A 16469-nucleotide genomic window follows, 5' to 3' on the forward strand; every position below is an offset into this window, starting at 1 on the left:
GATAATGTTTACTGAATCTCCGGATATTTAATTCGCTCTGACAGATAGGTCAGAGACAACACAAAATAAGCAGAGGCATACCTTTGGCTCAGGATACGGTAGTTATCATAAACCAGATATTTTCTGCCATTTACCCCATCGGGCATGATTAAGGAGACCTGCATATCGCTGCGATTAGGCAGATCGGAACCATCGAATCGGCGCACGCCAATTGCCTGCCACTCATCGAAGGTTTTATGTATCTCAAGACCTGAGAGTTCGCTATCTATGTTAGCTGGCACCTGCACTTGCCTTCCCCAGGTACTCTTCTCATCCCACCCCTGCTGCGACAGATAATTTGCCGTCGATGCAAACGCATCATGGAGATCCTGCCAGATATCAATCTGTCCGTCCTGGTTGCCATCAACGCCGTAACGGGCAAACTCTTCAACAGAAAAATGGGGGTAACCTAACTCGCCCTTCCAATTACTTCTTAACTGGTTAAATTCAGCCTTAGATCTATCCAGCCATTTAAGTCCAGCAATGAAGTCGATTCGGTCTAATGCGTTTCGCTTAGCGCCATAGCCGTTGGATGCTATCACACTTAATGCTGGATAATCCCCGACATCCTCTCCTAGGTGTGATGTCAGTCCCCATAGCGCAAGCACAAATCTGGGCTGAACCCCGTATTGCTTGCCTAAACGCTCAAACTCCTCCTTATGGGCTTTAAACAGGGCTCTGGACTGCTCGACCAAAGTTTCAGGCACGCTCTCTGGGAGATACTCGGCAAACTTTTCGGGTAAGGCTTTGTTTTCATCATTGATCACTGCCTTCTTAAACAACTTCATTTGAGAAAAAGCGATATTAAGAGTTTTCTCACTCACCCCTGCTTCTCGGCCTTGCTGCTTTAATCCATCTAAGTATGTAGTAAAACTCAGCTCGCCTTGCTGATAACTCCCTTCACTTTGACTTGCAGGCGAAAACGTCACAAAAAATAACCCACTGAGCCCTAAGCTCACGAGCACTATTTTTTTTAGAAGCATGCTCTTTCCCTTAATTACTAATCCTGGCTATAACCAATCTCTTTCTTATAGGCTTCAAGCAAATTAACCGGAGGAGGAGGTAATTGCAGATAATATCCCTTATCAGCTAATTCACTTCGTACCTTATTAATATCCGCAATGCCCAACTGCTGACGCTTATCTAATGGCAGTAACATCACCAACTCAGGAGTACCAAACATCTTCATCAAGGCGTCAGGAACTCGTTCAAAATCATTACGTTTTTCAATAAACAGGTAACTGTCTGCTTTTAACCGACTCTTATATACAGCACAAATCATATTCTACAAAATTTCCAGTCTAATCAACTTGCCAGCAAATACGGCACACTATACCATGAGGCAAGAGATTATTATAATGCCCAGCCAGCGTCAGCTGGTTATTTATAAAGAGCAAATTTAGGAATGCAGAAACCTAGCCTCGAATTAAAAGGCTCCTCTTTTACGCTTTCAGTGCTGCATATCAACCATGTCAGTCTCGATCAGGTTGCCGCTGAACTCGACAGTAAATTGGCCATAGCCCCGCAGTTTTTCCTTGGCGCCCCACTGGTGGTTAATCTAAGTGCCATCACAGATCCTGACTATAACCTTGCCGGCCTTAAAGATCTGCTTATCTCCCGCCAACTGGTGATCGTTGGGATCACAGGCGCCCCCTCAGCCATTGCCAACCAAGCTAAGGCGCTGGGACTCGCCTTAGTGAAATCGGGCAAACAGAGTGCTAGCCAAGTTGTGATGCCCAAAGCCACCAAAATAGTTAAACAGACTATCCGCTCGGGTCAGCAGGTTTATGCGAAAAATAGCGACTTGATTATTGTTGGCACGGTAGGAAATGGCGCGGAAGTGATTGCAGATGGCAGCATTCACATATACGGTAGTCTAAGAGGAAAAGCCATGGCGGGCGCCAGTGGTGACAAACATGCCGTCATTATCGCCCAGACATTGGATCCTGAGCTGGTTTCCATTGCCGGGCAGTATTGGCTAACAGAAAATCTTCAGGCACATGCCTCGAAAGCAAGCGGTTGTATCAAACTCGAAGGTGACAGCCTCACATTCGACGCCCTATCGCTATAGAAACAATAAAGGACAAAATAGAACATGGCACAAATTATTGTTGTCACCTCAGGAAAAGGCGGAGTGGGTAAAACCACTTCAAGCGCAGCGATTGCAACTGGGCTGGCATTGAAAGGACACAAAACCGTAGTGATCGATTTCGATATCGGCCTGCGTAATCTGGATCTCATCATGGGCTGCGAGCGTCGCGTCGTCTATGATTTTGTCAATGTGATCAATGGCGAAGCCAATCTTAATCAGGCTTTGATTAAAGACAAACGCACCCCTAACCTGTTTATCCTGCCCGCCTCACAGACAAGGGACAAAGACGCGCTCACCAAAGAGGGCGTGGGCCGAGTGCTTGAGGATTTACGCCAGGATTTTGAATATATTATCTGTGACTCACCCGCTGGCATTGAGACCGGCGCCATGATGGCACTCTACTTTGCCGATGTCGCTATCGTTACCACCAACCCAGAGGTGAGCTCGGTGCGCGATTCTGACCGTATACTCGGTATGCTGCAGAGCCGCTCGAAACGCGCCGAAGAGGGATTAGAGCCGGTTAAAGAGTATCTGCTGCTGACCCGTTACTCCCCTGCCCGCGTCGAAACCGGTGAGATGCTCAGCGTTGCCGATGTGGAGGAGATCTTGGCCATTCCGCTCTTAGGTGTGATCCCCGAATCACAGGCCGTGCTTAAGGCGTCAAACTCAGGTATACCTGTGATCATCGATCAAGAAAGTGATGCCGGCAAAGCCTACAGCGACAGTGTCGCCCGCCTGACAGGGGAAGAGGTTGCGATGCGCTTTGTCACCGAAGAGAAAAAAGGATTCTTAAAAAGGATATTTGGTAGCTAATTATGTCTTTACTCGATTATTTTAAAACCAAGAAAACACCGAGCACTGCCGTTACTGCCAAAGAGCGACTGCAGATCATCGTTGCCCACCAGCGCAGTGAACGGGATGCACCGGATTACTTTCCGGCCATGAAACAGGAGATCATCGATGTGATCCGTAAATATGTGCAGATAGACAGCGATCAGGTCACTGTGCAGTTAGATCAGAATGATGACAATCTCTCAGTGCTGGAGCTCAATGTGACTTTGCCTGAAAAATAATCATTCAGGTAAACCACATCCTTACCAAACAGCACTCTTGTCAAACAGCACTCTGGCCAAGCTTTAAGAGACAAAATAACAAACGCCCTCACATGAGGGCGTTTTTATATCGCTTTATAAGCTTAGCTGCTCCAGTTTGGATGCCGTCAGCTCACCGCGCCAACCTGTCAGCACCAGCGGTGGCTCACTGGTTTTGCCCTCCCAGACCCATTGCAGATACTCATGGATATGACGTTTAGAGCCAATAAGCTCCATGGGCACATCGGCAGCCTCTGCTATACAGGTAAGGCAGTTTTTAATCGCCTTAAAAGCAGATTTATAGCCGGGTTTTAAGGCCAGCACATCTATGGGCTGGGGCAAATTTTGCAGATCGGCGCTCTTTAACACGGCGACTAAGGTCTTGGCATGACGTCGCTTCTCCTGCTCGGTCAGCTCACTCATCTTATATATATCAGACACGCTCTGCGGGCGTTTCTTCGCCAGTGCGATGAGGGCGTGATCTTTAACCACAAACCCCAGGGCAAGATCTTTTGCCAGCGCCTGCTCTAAACGCCATTTTGCCAGCACTTTCAGATAGGCTAGCTGCTGCGATGTCAGCTGAAAGCCGTTTTTCACTCTAAGGTAGGCAGTCTCACCATCCGGCGCATCGAGCCGCCCCTGGGTCATGCGCTCACCCTCTTCAAACACCCAAGCTAAACGCTCAGACTGCTTAAGCTTATCAAGTAGCTGAGGGTAGATTTGATACAGGTACTCCACATCGTTGGCGGCGTAATGCAACTGGGCATCAGTTAAGGGACGTTTTATCCAGTCGGTGCGGGACTCCCCTTTGTCTAAGCTGATGTTCAAACATTGCTCTACCAACTTGGCATAGCCGATACCATGTCCAAAACCGCATAAGGCTGCGGCTATCTGACTGTCAAACAGCTGCTTGGGCTGACACTGGCCATAGTTTGCCAATACCTCAAGATCCTCACTACAGGAATGCAGCACAGTGATAAGATCGTCGCGCTGTAGCAGCGCCCAGAAGGGAGTGAGATCGCTCACTTCCAAGGGGTCAATCAAGGCTAAGGTTTTACCATCATAAACCTGGATCAAGCCTAAACGCGCATAGTAAGTTCGGGTACGTACAAACTCAGTATCCAATACCAGGACACTGGCCTGATGATACTGCTCGACCAACTCACTTAGGCTGGCATCATCCTCAATATAGGTAAAAGGTAACACTCTTCTCTCCCCGTAGCGGCGACACGTCGGGCTACAACTGGTTTATCAAATAAACACTTTCAAATAAAAACCGGCGATAAACGCCGGCTTAGATCACCTGCTATAAGCTAACCTTATTGTCCCTTATGCGGATTTCGCCTCATCGCGCAGCTCGCGGCGCAAGATCTTACCCACATTGGTTTTAGGTAACTCGTCCCTGAATTCTACCAGCTTAGGCACTTTATATCCTGTCAAATGTTGACGACAGTGATTGATCACCTGCTCTTCGGTTAAGGATTTATCTTTAGCCACGACAAACACCTTCACCAATTCGCCACTGACATCGTGGGGAACCCCGACTGCCGCGACCTCTACCACCTTGGGATGCAGTGCAACTACCTCTTCAATCTCATTGGGGAAGACGTTAAAACCAGATACTAAAATCATATCTTTCTTGCGATCCACTATATAAAAGAAGCCTTTATCATCCATATAGCCAATATCACCGGTCGCCAAATAACCCTGCTGGTCTATCACCTTGGCCGTCTCTTCCGGACGCTGCCAGTACCCCTTCATCACTTGTGGTCCCTTTGCAAACAGCTCCCCTGTCTCACCTTGCGCGAGGACATTGCCCTCATCATCTCGTACCTGCATATCGGTATTGGCGACAGGAAAACCGATAGAACCGTTATAGCCATCAAGGTTATAAGGACAGCAAGTCACCAGCGGAGAAGCTTCGGTCAGACCGTAACCTTCAAGCAGGCGAGTTTGGGTGAGTCCCTGCCATTTATCGGCCACGGCGCGCTGCACCGCCATACCGCCGCCAATCGAGAGTTTAAGGTGAGAAAAATCCAGCTCCTTAAAATCTGGCGCACTCACTAAGGCATTAAACAAGGTGTTGACCCCGGTCAGCACAGTGAAAGGGTACTTTTTCAATTCAGACAAAAATGCCGGAATATCCCTAGGATTGGTGATCAACAGATTGTTAGCCCCTTTATGGATAAACAGCAGGCAGTTCACCGTTAAGGCAAAAATGTGATAAAGAGGTAATGCCGTCACCACCAGCTCTTTGCCCTGGGTCAACAAGGGAGAATAAGCCGCATCGGCCTGCAGCAGATTACTGACGATATTATGGTGCGTCAGCATAGCCCCTTTCGATACCCCTGTGGTGCCGCCTGTGTATTGTAAGAAGGCGATATCATCTAGCTGAAGTTCGGGCTTCACATATTGCAGCCTGCGACCTAGGGAAAGCGACTGTCGCATAGAGCGCGCATGGGGCAGATGGTATTTAGGCACCATCTTCTTGATATATTTGACGACAAAATTGACTAGGGTTCGCTTAGGCGCACTTAGCAGATCCCCAAGCCCTGTGATGATCACACTCTCGACAGACGTTTGCTCGACCACCTGCTCCAAAGTATTGGCAAAATTTGACACCACAACGATCGCCTTAGCACCTGAGTCGTTGAGCTGGTGTTTCAGTTCCCTCGGAGTATAGAGTGGATTGACGTTCACCACCACCATGCCGGCACGTAAGACACCGAACAGTGCGATAGGATACTGCAGCAGGTTAGGCATCATGATCGCCACGCGATCGCCCTTTTGCAGCTTAAGTTCATTTTGCAGGTAGGCGGCAAAAGCGCGGCTACGCTCCTCCAACTTACGATAGGTCAGCGTCGCCCCCATGTTCATAAAGGCAGGCTGATCGGCATACTTAGCCACTGAGCTTTCAAATAGATCTATGATTGAGCTGTACTGCTTATCATCTATGATTGCCGGTACATCATCGGGTAAGTTTTTTGTCCATAGCTGTTCCACTTAATCTCTCCTAAATCCCCAAGGCAGAGTTAGTTGTGAATGACCCCATTCACATCAGATTATAAAATTAACGACTAAAACTGACTTATTATTGTTATTTCAAGTGTTATTCTGACGACTTTAAAATCATACAGGCGTTTAAATTTTGATTATCATCACATAATTAGAGCAAAAAACCTAGCTCAATTTTGCGCTATCTGAAGCACTCAATTGTGCCCTATCTAAAGCACTGAAATGCGTTAGTCGCCGACGAGAAATTTCTTAATCTCTGCGGCAACCCCAGCAGCATTCCCCATGTGCAGATGATGATCCCCAGCCAACTGAACTAAGGTCAAATTCCGATACCAAGCAGATATCTCATCCTGATGATGAGATAAAAGGCGATACCCTTTATCGGCCGATACAGCTAAGACTCTGGCGGGATGATCCTGCATTAAGGCCTTTATATGCTCGAAGTTGAGCCGCATCGGCGAGTCCAATTTAAGCCTGGGATCGCTGCGCCAACACAAGCCCACTTGTGTATGGGTGAGATTTCGCTCAATCAATAGCTCACACCAGTTTGACGCTAAGCCGGTCAACTTATGCCTTGCCTTCACCGCACTATCGAGCATCAGGATACGATTTGCATCCGCAGGTTTTTGCCTGCTATGACTTTGAAAACTGCGCACTAATCGCTGCCTGCTGTTCTCTGATGATTCGAACAGGGGCGAGAGCGCCTCAATTAAGATCCAATTAGGCACCTTCTGGGCAAAGGCGGCGCTGTAGGCCGAAGCCACAATACCGCCTAACGAGTGGCCTATCACCCCATAGAGGGTTCTTGAACGACTGATATGCTCAATCAAACACTCTAGATCATAGAGATAATCTATCCAGTGCAGCGGATAGGCCCCCGGCCTGTGCTGAGATGCACCATGGCCAGGCCAATCGATTGCAAGCAATTGATAATCTTTTAAATAGTTTGATAGTGGCTGAAAACTATTGGCGTTATCCAACCAGCCATGAAGCGCGAGTAATAAGGGCTTATCATCCTCCCCCCAAACCCGCCCGCCAAGACGGATATGAGGCAGCGAAATCGCTACCTCATTTTCGCGGCCGCAAGATTGCCATAAACCCTGGGTATTGTCAGGCATTGACGGTTATTTTTTTATAAATTTGAGAGTCATGCGATCACTTTCTCCGATCGCTAGGTATTTCTCCCTGTCCTGCTCCCCTAAACTTAGGCTAGGGGGCAATGTCCACACCCCTTTAGGGTGATCTTTGGTGTCCTTGGTATTAGCGTTAACCTCGCTGCTGGCCACTAGGGTGAAACCCGCCTCCTGCGCAAGGCTCACCATAGCCTCCTGCTCCATATAACCTGAAGACATACTCATGCCTGGTTTGGCTCTGTGCTCCACCACACCCAACACGCCACCGGGTTTAAGCACCTGGTATGCGGCATCAAATACGGTTTCTAATTGCTCGGCCATCGCCCAGTTATGCAGGTTTCTGAAGGTCAGTACAGCATCGGCGCTCTCATCTTCCCCAAGTGATGCCAAACGCGGTGGCTCAAAGGCAAAGGCAGAGGCTTTACCTAACTCCTGCTTATTGTCCACCAGCCACTGATCCAAGGCCTTGCCCAGACGCACCCGATAAGCGGGCGTCTTCACATCCGCTGGCGGATTAGCATCGAAATTGGCTGCAATGTAATGTCCCTCATCCGCAAGATAGGGGCCTAAGATCTCGGCGTACCAACGCCCGCCCGGCCAGAGTTCAATCACAGTATCTGTCGGTTTAATGCCAAAAAAGGTCAGGGTTTCGGCGGGATGACGATAGATATCGCGGGCAATATTGGCTTCCTGTCTCAAACTGTTGCTTACAGCGGCTTGCATCTGGGGACTCACCTGAGGCTGAGGCGACTGCGCCCAAACCGACAGACTCAACAAGGAAGGAGCAAGCATAGCTGTGACTAGGGTTAATTTTTTCATTAAATTTCATCCTGAAAGTAATAAAGACAAGGTAAAAGCTAACAGCCTAACAAAGGAAATAAAACAAAAATCCTCACTGCGTTTTGTTAAGTGACGGTCCCTACTTGTGGCTAATGGGCAGACTAACGCCCTGGCGAGTGGCTATCGTCAATAGCGGAGCTTTTAGCTGCATGGCCGTCGACTCGCCGCCAGCAAAGCCACAGCATAGCGAAACAGGAGAGTAACCAGAGCAAGATCCAAAACCAGGTCGGCAACCAGGTCTGCTGCGCTAACATGATGGCATCGCCTCTGCCCGTCACGCCCCATAGCACAGCTGGACTTGCTAAGGCATTGAGCAGCACCAGCAAACCCGTCAACCTTAATAGCAGAGTCAAAATGGGACTCTGGCTCAATTTAAGTGGCAACAGAAAGAGCAAGGCCAAGATGGCAAGGATGAGGATAGTAAGCAGATCCCGCCCCCAAAACAGCACTGAGAGGATCACCCCCAATCCGAGACAGGCAAAACTCAAGCGTATCCCCCGTTGCCAAGTCGCCAGATAAAATAGCAGCCCTCCCCAGAGCGCCGCGCCAAAATAGCCTGCAAATCCAATCATCACAGGCAAGCCACCTAGGCTAAAACAGAGTCCGGCGCCATTACTGTAAAGCTCAATATGACTCACGGCGCCGCCTGTCATCAGGGTCGCTAAGGCATGAGAAAGCTCATGAAAATAACTCTCTAACCAGTTAAAAGGCACATTGAGATAGGGAATACGGGTCAACACTAAGGCAAGAATGAGTTCAATTATAAACTGACCTCGGCTTGGTACAGCAGAACTCGGTTTACGCAAGGTATGCATACTGTCAGTCCGTGACATCATAGGGATTAATCAGCAGGAAAATAGGGATTAAACATAGGCAGCTTAGACATAAGTCGCTTACACATAAACGGCTCACACATAAGTCGCTTACACATAGGTATCTATACCCACCATTTGCGATATGGCGTCACGTTTAGCGGCGTACTCACACTTAAGATAGGCTGAGATGGCATAATCAGATGATTGAGTTTGCCTGTCATATTCAAGTTTCGCATCTAGCCTATCCGACAGCGCAAATGCTGTGATACTGCGACTTTTTTCACTGCTATTATTGAGCCCTGCCCCAGCTTGTTCCCTTGCTTCCCCTGTTGCTTCCCTTGTTTTTCCTACATTCGAAAGTGGTGTAATTGCGGGCAGCACAAGAGTTTGCTGAGTTTTATTGATGCCTTCACTCAGACCAATAGTTTCTCGCTGCAGTGATGAAGGTGCAGAATATGGCTGGGTGCGAAACAAATTGCCGCTAGGAAACTGCATCATAAGCCCCCTAAAAACGGCAACGAGCGTTCGCAAGCGGACTTGCTCACTCTTTCTTTAGAAACTGCACGCCTGATCATGCTCATATAGACCTTTATCAGTTGCTCTTGTTTAACTTACTGTTACTTAAGTTGCTGTTGCTTAAGTTGCTGTTGCTTAAGTTGCTGTCGCTTAGCTATGGGGCTTGCTAAGAGATTGAATAGGTGAATGGACGACAGAAACATGATCACTGACCCTATCATCTCAACCCATTATAAAACCTATGAACACACACCTAATCATAGACTAATTCCGATACCCTGAGCTTATTCGCTGAATATTCAACTACTCACGGCCGGGAAGCTTCTTCCAGGTAACTGTGTCTCGCAGGTAAACGGGCTCCAGTCCTTCCACATCGGTAGAGAGTCCAGCTGCATAAGAATAACGAGCCAGCGCCAGCATATAGGATGCCTGAGGAAACTTGGCTTCATCGACTAAGCTCATCGTCTCAGATATCAGCTCTGGATAGGCATCAAAGCCTGTGCCACAGGCCGCAACCGCCTGCTGATAATCCAGCTCTCGACTCACCTCCTGAGGTTTGCACACGCGCTCACTGCCAACTAAGGTCGCCAAGCCATCACGGTTGATAAACTCGCCCCAATAGACTTCCCCCATGCGGGCATCGATAGCCGCGACGACCTGAGTCACTCCTTGTCGTTCGATTGCCTGCTGCGCCATGGCCTGCAGGGTAGAGATCCCAACAACGGGCAAATCCTGGCCAAGGGCTAAACCTTGAGTCATAGAGGTACAGATGCGGATCCCGGTAAAACTGCCAGGGCCGCGGCCGTAAGCGATAAGTTCCACCTTATCCAGCCCTATCTCAGCCTGCTTTAATACTTGATCGACCATAGGCAGGAGTCGCTGACTGTGCTCACGGGGCGCATCGGCCTGCAGGGCATAAATGTTGCCCTGATGACCCAATGCCACCGAGCAAGATTCGGTGCAGGTATCGAGAGCCAGAACAGTCAGGTTAGATGAATTCGCTTTCGTTTCAGACATAAATAAAACCAAAATATTAACAGCCTAAACTGACACTTATAAGAATCAGAACTTAAGTTAGCTCAGGCTAAACGCAGTTTACTGCGAAGAAAGAATGGTCGGGATTATAACGTAATTCTCAGTTGCAGCGACAAATTTTAGGACAGGGCCAAGGACTAGGGACTAAGGGCTAGGGAATAAGGACTCAGCGAATATGAATGCAATACGCTATTCACCCTCAATCGATGCTGTCTAAAAATGACAATACTTTGTTCAGATCTCGGGTGCGCCCCATAGGTGGTAGAGAATTAATGAAAGCCTGACCGTATGGACGATTCACTATCCGGTTGTCGCACAAGATAAGCACGCCGCGATCTTTCTCATCCCGAATAAGGCGGCCAACACCTTGATTTAGGCTGATCACAGCCTGGGGCAAAGACAAAGAGAGAAAGGGATCGCCGCCGTCACGGCTGATCCCCTCGGCTCTGGCTTTATATAAGTTATCGTCGGGCGAGATAAAAGGCAGCTTGTCTATGATAACGCAGCTCAGCAGCTTACCACGCACATCCACCCCCTCCCAGAAAGCACCTGTGCCCAGCAAAACAGCATTGCCAAGCTGGCGATATTTTTTCAGCAGGGTCTGTTTGCCCGCCTGTCCCTGTACCAATAGTGGATAATGAATTCGACCATGGAGCGCACCGGCAACCTGATTTAACATTCTGTGGCTGGTAAACAGCATAAAAGTGCGCCCCTTGGCGGCATTGATCGCTTTTACTGCCACCTCCACCAGCTGACGGGCGGCGTTGTCCTGACTCGCAACACTACCCAGATGTCTTGGTACGCAAAACAGTGCCTGACGGCCATAGTCAAAGGGGCTGTCGAGGATAAGAGTACGTGCTTTTACCAATCCAAGGGCAGCGGTAAACAGGCGTAAATCACGGTTTATCTGTAAGGTCGCCGAGGTAAATATCCAGCTGGTATCGGCATGAAACAGCGCCTGACACTCTTTAGCAACATTAATAGGCGCTATCCGCAGCAACGCATTGTGATGGCCAAACTCGATAGAGTAAGCACAGTTGGTATTGTTACATTGAAAAAAACGTTCCAGGGTATTTAACAGGGCATCGAACTTTTCAACCCCATCATCAAACTCATCATTACGCCCAAGATAACCCAATAGCAGTCGCTTAAATGCCGTGAGTTCCCCCAATAGCTCCCAGGATTGTGACATCAGCGCTTTTTGCCCGAGCAGCACTCGCCAGTCAGACTGTTCTAGCGCAAACACTTGGCTCTGCCATTGGCTGAGCAAGCTCTGACAGCGTGCGCTCATCACGGCTATCTGTGGCGAGTCTGCCATAGTGCTCCTGCAAAGCTCACTAAAACCTGTCAGCTGACGTTGTAGACTCTTAAGGCTCAGCTGCTGGCCGAAATAGGTCACGGCAATATCCGGTAACAGATGAGCCTCATCGAAGATCACCACATCGGGATCGGGCAACAGCTCGGCAAAACCTGTCTCCTTTAGCAGACTATCGGCGAAAAAAAGATGATGGTTGACCACGATAACCTTAGCATCGAGGGCCTTCTGCCGCGCCTTACGGGTAAAACAGATGTCGTAATGTTCGCAGGCCTTACCGATACAAGACTCTTTTGAGCTCACCACCAAAGGCAGGGCCGGCGAATTTTCAGAGACACTGTTTATCCCGCCTATATCCCCATCCCGGGTCTGACCCGCCCACTGATTGATCTTTAACAGATCATCGAGCACTTGGGTGCTTGTCGCAGACGCGGCATCGAGTTGCTTCTCCAGATTGCGCTGACACAGATAGTTATTACGCCCTTTAAGGAGCGCCACTTTCTTGTTCATGCCCAGCATCTGCAGCAGCTCGGGCAGATCCTTGTAAAACAACTGCTCCTGCAGGTTTTTACTGCCTGTGCTGACAATCACCTGCTTACCGCTTAGCAAGGTAGGAATAAGATAGGCGTAGGTCTTACCCACTCCGGTTCCCGCCTCGACGACCAGAGTGTTTCCCTTTCCAAAGGCTTGACTGACCGCACTGGCCATGGCTTGTTGCTGCGGGCGACAATTATAACCACTGACCCAACGGGCGATGGCCCCCTCACGGGCAAAAACGCGCTCTACTTCCTGAGTCAATCGGTTAACCAATCTCGCTCCAAACAAATCGCTAGGATAATGGAGGCATTATCCGTGAATATAAGAGAAGTACAAGTTGCACTCGATCACACTCTTAAGACTAACCATCCCTTAAACAGCCCATTTTAAGGTTCAATTAAAAATTAATGGTTGCACATAAAATAAATATTCATTAGTTTAAATGCAGATTCGGCGAAAATTACGCCATATTAAAACCCATTTATGCCTAAGTGAGCAGCACAGAATGAAACAGCGTTTGAACAACAACCATAGTCACCATCATATGCGGTAGCCTTCGGACGCTTACTGCCGGAGGTCTATTTCCTTCTGGCGGCTAACTCAAGATAGATCGAGACCCCTGGAAGGAATTCCGGGGGTTTTTATTTTTTAACTTACAGTTTGTCTAACAGTTCTAAAATTAAATTAATTTATCGATGAGGAGATCAACCATGCCAGAGTCAAACAGATTACGCATCGCCATCCAAAAATCCGGCCGTCTTTCGAAAGAGTCGCTCAAGTTGCTCAAAAGCTGTGGGGTTAAATTTAATATTAACGAACAACGCCTGATCGCACACTCTGACAATCTGCCCATCGACCTTTTACGGGTACGTGACGATGATATCCCAGGCTTGGTGATGGATGGTGTCGTGGATCTTGGCATCATTGGCGAAAACGTGCTGGAAGAGGAACAGATAGAGCGGCAAACTCTTGGCAAGCCTGCCGAGTGCATCAAATTACGGGATCTGGACTTTGGCGGCTGTCGCCTCTCTCTCGCCGTACCGGCCGAGTTTGACTATCAGGATGCTACCTCATTAGAAGGCTTACGCATCGCCACCTCCTACCCCAACCTGTTACGCCGTTTTATGCAACAAAAAGGCGTGAATTATCGTGACTGTATGCTTAAAGGCTCGGTGGAAGTGGCACCTCGTGCCGGCTTGGCCGACGGGATTTGCGATCTGGTATCTACCGGCGCAACTTTAGAGGCCAATGGCCTGTATGAAACCGAAGTGATCTACCGCTCCATGGCCTGCATCATCCAATCAGTGCAGGAGCAGACACCGGCCAAACAGGCGCTTATCGATAAAATCCTTTCCCGCGTCAATGGTGTCATCCGCGCCAAAGAGAGCAAATACATTCTGCTGCACGCCCCCACTGAGACACTGGATCAGATTGTGGCCCTGCTGCCTGGCGCCGAAAACCCAACAGTGCTGCCCCTCAATGACGATACCAACCGGGTCGCAATTCACGCGGTCAGCACAGAAGATCTGTTCTGGGATACCATGGAACAGCTCACTAAACTGGGTGCCAGCTCTATCCTGGTGATGCCAATTGAAAAGATGATGGGTTAAGACGATGAGCAGTACAACTCCCCTGCAAACGATTAGCATGCAACAACTTAACTGGAATCAATTGAGTGCCAGTGAGCAAGAGCAGGCCCTTCGCCGCTCGCCACTGGTTGGCGATCAGGCGCTGGAGCAGAGCGTAAAAAACATTATCGACAGCGTTGCCGATAAAGGCGATGCGGCGCTTATCGACTTCTCAAAACGCTTCGACGGTATCGAACTTACTAGCCTGGCACTCTCTCCACAGGCGATCGCTGCCGCCTGTGACCGTGTCGATGACAAGATAAAAAATGCCATCGCCCTTGCCATGGACAATATCCAAGCCTTTCATCAGGCGCAGGCATATAAGCCCATCGATGTTGAAACGCAAGCCGGTATTCGCTGCGAGCTCAGAAGCGAAGCGATTGAAAAAGTCGGCCTCTATATTCCCGGTGGCAGTGCACCGCTCATCTCCACCGTACTCATGCTCGCCCTGCCCGCGAAGATCGCAGGTTGTGAGCAACGCATCCTGGTCAGCCCGCCGCCCATAGACGATGCCATCATCTATGCGGCCAATGCCTGTGGCATCACCCAAATATTTCAGGTTGGCGGCGCTCAAGCCATTGCAGCGCTGGCGCTGGGAACAGAGTCGATTCCCTCCGTTGATAAGATTTATGGTCCTGGCAACCGTTATGTCACTGAGGCCAAACGTCTTGTCTCCCAGGACAGTCGCTGTGTGGTTGCTATCGATATGCCTGCCGGGCCGTCCGAAGTCTTGGTGATCGCCGATAAGGATGCTAACCCCGACTTTATCGCCGCCGATCTCCTGTCCCAGGCTGAGCATGGCCCCGATTCACAGGTGATGCTGGTGACCGACAGCCAGACTCTGGCCGATAAGGTCAATCTTGCCCTCGCCGCGCAACTCTCAACGCTTCCAAGAGCCGAGATAGCCAGCCAGGCCTTAAGCTGCAGCCGCACCCTGCTGGTAGCGGATCTCAATCAGGCGGCCTTAGTTTCTAACCGCTATGGCCCTGAGCACTTGATAGTGCAAACCGCCGCGCCACGGGCGTTACTACCCAAACTGCGCGCCGCCGGCTCCATCTTCCTCGGTGCCTATACGCCAGAGTCGGTCGGCGATTATGCCAGCGGCACCAACCATGTGCTGCCTACCTATGGCTACAGCCGCGCGGTCTCTAGTCTATCGCTGGCAGATTTCAGCCGCCGCTATACGGTACAGGAGCTCACCCCTCAAGGCTTACAGCGCCTGGGCGAGAGTGTGATGACCTTAGCGAGCGCAGAGCAGCTAGATGCCCACAAAAATGCCGTGGCACTGCGACTTTCAAGTTTAAACAAATCAAGCGAGGAGGCGTAAATGAGCCAGTCACTTAATCTTGCCCAGCGCCTCGCCCGCCCTGAGCTGTTGACCTTAGAACCCTATCAGTCGGCCCGTCGTATAGGCGGTGAAGGACAGGTGTGGATCAATGCCAACGAGTCACCTTTTAATAACAGCGATTTGCTTGGCCTAAACCGTTATCCCGAATGTCAGCCCGCTGAACTGATTAACGCCTACGCGCAATACGCTGGGGTCACGCCAAATCAGGTGCTCACCAGCCGAGGCGCAGATGAAGCCATTGAGCTGCTTATTCGCACCTTCTGTACGCCGGGAGAAGACAGCATTGCCTGTTTTGGCCCGACTTATGGCATGTACGCCATCAGCGCCCAAACCTTTAATGTTGGCGTCAATGCCTTGCGCCTAACCTCTGATTATCAGCTGCCATCAGATATTGTCACTCAGGTGGGCGATGCAAAAATCGTTTTCATCTGTAATCCAAACAACCCTACCGGGACCGTTATCGCACCTGAATTGATTGAGCAAGTGATCAAGGCCATGCCTGATAAGTTGGTGGTGGTCGATGAAGCCTATATCGAGTTTTGTGCGAGCTTTAGCGTCGCCAATCTGATTGAGCGTTACGAAAACCTGGTGGTGCTTAGAACCTTGTCAAAAGCCTTCGCCTTAGCGGGCGCCCGCTGCGGCTTTATGCTGGCCAACCCCGAGGTGATCGAGATGGTGATGCGGGTTATCGCTCCCTATCCAGTGCCGCTGCCGGTCTCAGTGCTTGCGTGTCAGGCATTAAGTCCTACAGGCATAGAGACAATGAAAACCCAGGTAGCGCAGCTTAAACAAAATGGCCTGCGTCTGACCGAAGCCCTGATGCGCATGGGCGCCACTGTTCTGCCCGCACACGGCAACTTTATCTTGGCCAGTTTTGAGGATGTCGCCCTGGTGCAAAGCGCACTCAAACAGGCCGGTGTGGTAGCGCGAGCCTATAAAGACCCGGCGCTGGCGAGCAGTGTCCGTTTTAGCTTTGCCAGTGATGAACAAACCGATCTAATAATCGAGCAATTGATCGATCTGCTTATCAAGATAAAAAGCCAATAGAGTAAGTGCGTGAGAGCG

Annotated in this window: 16 protein-coding genes and 1 pseudogene; 6 read left to right on the forward strand and 11 right to left on the reverse strand. The window is 49.7% G+C overall.

Features of this window, described 5'->3' with window-relative positions; all coding sequences use genetic code 11:
* Positions 1–8 precede the first annotated feature (8 nt).
* Positions 9–1022 carry a lytic murein transglycosylase gene (locus LZP69_RS05245; RefSeq protein ID WP_234199135.1) on the reverse strand — a complete coding sequence of 338 codons (1014 nt, stop codon included), beginning with the start codon at positions 1020–1022 and terminating at the stop codon, positions 9–11.
* A gap of 17 nt (positions 1023–1039) precedes the next feature.
* Positions 1040–1321, reverse strand: a complete 282-nt coding sequence (locus LZP69_RS05250; RefSeq protein ID WP_234199136.1) for a YcgL domain-containing protein — start codon at positions 1319–1321, stop codon at positions 1040–1042.
* 123 nt (positions 1322–1444) lie between these two features.
* Here LZP69_RS05250 and minC point away from each other — a divergent pair, with 123 nt between their 5' ends.
* The 3 genes from minC to minE are packed head-to-tail and all read left to right on the forward strand — an operon-like array spanning position 1445 to position 3204.
* Complete coding sequence (gene minC, locus LZP69_RS05255) at positions 1445–2110, forward strand: septum site-determining protein MinC (protein ID WP_234199137.1); 666 nt, start codon at positions 1445–1447, stop codon at positions 2108–2110.
* Positions 2111–2134: 24 nt separating this feature from the next.
* Entirely contained in the window at positions 2135–2944 is an 810-nt protein-coding gene (gene minD, locus LZP69_RS05260) for a septum site-determining protein MinD (RefSeq protein ID WP_234199138.1), read from the forward strand.
* Positions 2945–2946: 2 nt separating this feature from the next.
* Entirely contained in the window at positions 2947–3204 is a 258-nt protein-coding gene (gene minE / locus LZP69_RS05265) for a cell division topological specificity factor MinE (RefSeq protein WP_234199139.1), read from the forward strand.
* A 114-nt stretch (positions 3205–3318) separates the two neighbouring features.
* Here the strand turns inward: minE and rnd are convergent, their stop codons facing one another.
* The 9 genes and pseudogenes from rnd to LZP69_RS05305 form a co-directional block, all read right to left on the reverse strand.
* Positions 3319–4428 carry a ribonuclease D gene (gene rnd, locus LZP69_RS05270; protein WP_234199140.1) on the reverse strand — a complete coding sequence of 370 codons (1110 nt, stop codon included), beginning with the start codon at positions 4426–4428 and terminating at the stop codon, positions 3319–3321.
* Positions 4429–4551: 123 nt separating this feature from the next.
* A complete protein-coding gene (gene fadD / locus LZP69_RS05275; protein ID WP_234199141.1) occupies positions 4552–6225 on the reverse strand; it encodes a long-chain-fatty-acid--CoA ligase FadD in 1674 nt (557 codons plus the stop codon).
* A gap of 239 nt (positions 6226–6464) precedes the next feature.
* Entirely contained in the window at positions 6465–7355 is an 891-nt protein-coding gene (locus LZP69_RS05280) for an alpha/beta fold hydrolase (RefSeq protein ID WP_234199142.1), read from the reverse strand.
* Positions 7356–7361: 6 nt separating this feature from the next.
* Positions 7362–8189 carry a class I SAM-dependent methyltransferase gene (locus tag LZP69_RS05285; protein WP_234199143.1) on the reverse strand — a complete coding sequence of 276 codons (828 nt, stop codon included), beginning with the start codon at positions 8187–8189 and terminating at the stop codon, positions 7362–7364.
* A 122-nt stretch (positions 8190–8311) separates the two neighbouring features.
* Positions 8312–9025: a M50 family metallopeptidase gene (locus LZP69_RS05290; protein WP_234199144.1), complete on the reverse strand. Its 714-nt coding sequence runs from the start codon at positions 9023–9025 to the stop codon at positions 8312–8314.
* Between the two features lie 108 nt (positions 9026–9133).
* The gene (locus tag LZP69_RS05295) at positions 9134–9523 is read right to left on the reverse strand and encodes a hypothetical protein (RefSeq protein ID WP_234199145.1); all 390 of its coding nucleotides are present in this window, start codon (positions 9521–9523) and stop codon (positions 9134–9136) included.
* A 94-nt stretch (positions 9524–9617) separates the two neighbouring features.
* A pseudogene (locus tag LZP69_RS16735) lies at positions 9618–9686 on the reverse strand (pentapeptide repeat-containing protein); the annotation flags it as partial.
* 158 nt (positions 9687–9844) lie between these two features.
* On the reverse strand, positions 9845–10558 hold the full coding sequence (tsaB, locus tag LZP69_RS05300; protein ID WP_234199146.1) for a tRNA (adenosine(37)-N6)-threonylcarbamoyltransferase complex dimerization subunit type 1 TsaB: 714 nt from the start codon (positions 10556–10558) through the stop codon (positions 9845–9847).
* A gap of 217 nt (positions 10559–10775) precedes the next feature.
* Positions 10776–12701 (reverse strand): ATP-dependent DNA helicase, encoded by a 1926-nt coding sequence (locus tag LZP69_RS05305; RefSeq protein WP_234199147.1) that lies wholly within the window; start codon positions 12699–12701, stop codon positions 10776–10778.
* A gap of 437 nt (positions 12702–13138) precedes the next feature.
* Here LZP69_RS05305 and hisG point away from each other — a divergent pair, with 437 nt between their 5' ends.
* Genes hisG through hisC form a run of 3 tightly spaced genes read left to right on the forward strand, consistent with a single transcriptional unit; the run spans position 13139 to position 16451 of the window.
* Positions 13139–14038, forward strand: a complete 900-nt coding sequence (gene hisG / locus LZP69_RS05310; protein ID WP_234199148.1) for an ATP phosphoribosyltransferase — start codon at positions 13139–13141, stop codon at positions 14036–14038.
* Between the two features lie 37 nt (positions 14039–14075).
* Positions 14076–15383 carry a histidinol dehydrogenase gene (gene hisD, locus LZP69_RS05315; protein ID WP_234199268.1) on the forward strand — a complete coding sequence of 436 codons (1308 nt, stop codon included), beginning with the start codon at positions 14076–14078 and terminating at the stop codon, positions 15381–15383.
* Entirely contained in the window at positions 15384–16451 is a 1068-nt protein-coding gene (gene hisC / locus LZP69_RS05320) for a histidinol-phosphate transaminase (RefSeq protein ID WP_234199149.1), read from the forward strand.
* Positions 16452–16469: the final 18 nt, after the last annotated feature.

It is taken from the genome of Shewanella sp. AS1, assembly GCF_021412565.1.
In the GTDB taxonomy this organism is placed as follows: domain Bacteria; phylum Pseudomonadota; class Gammaproteobacteria; order Enterobacterales; family Shewanellaceae; genus Shewanella.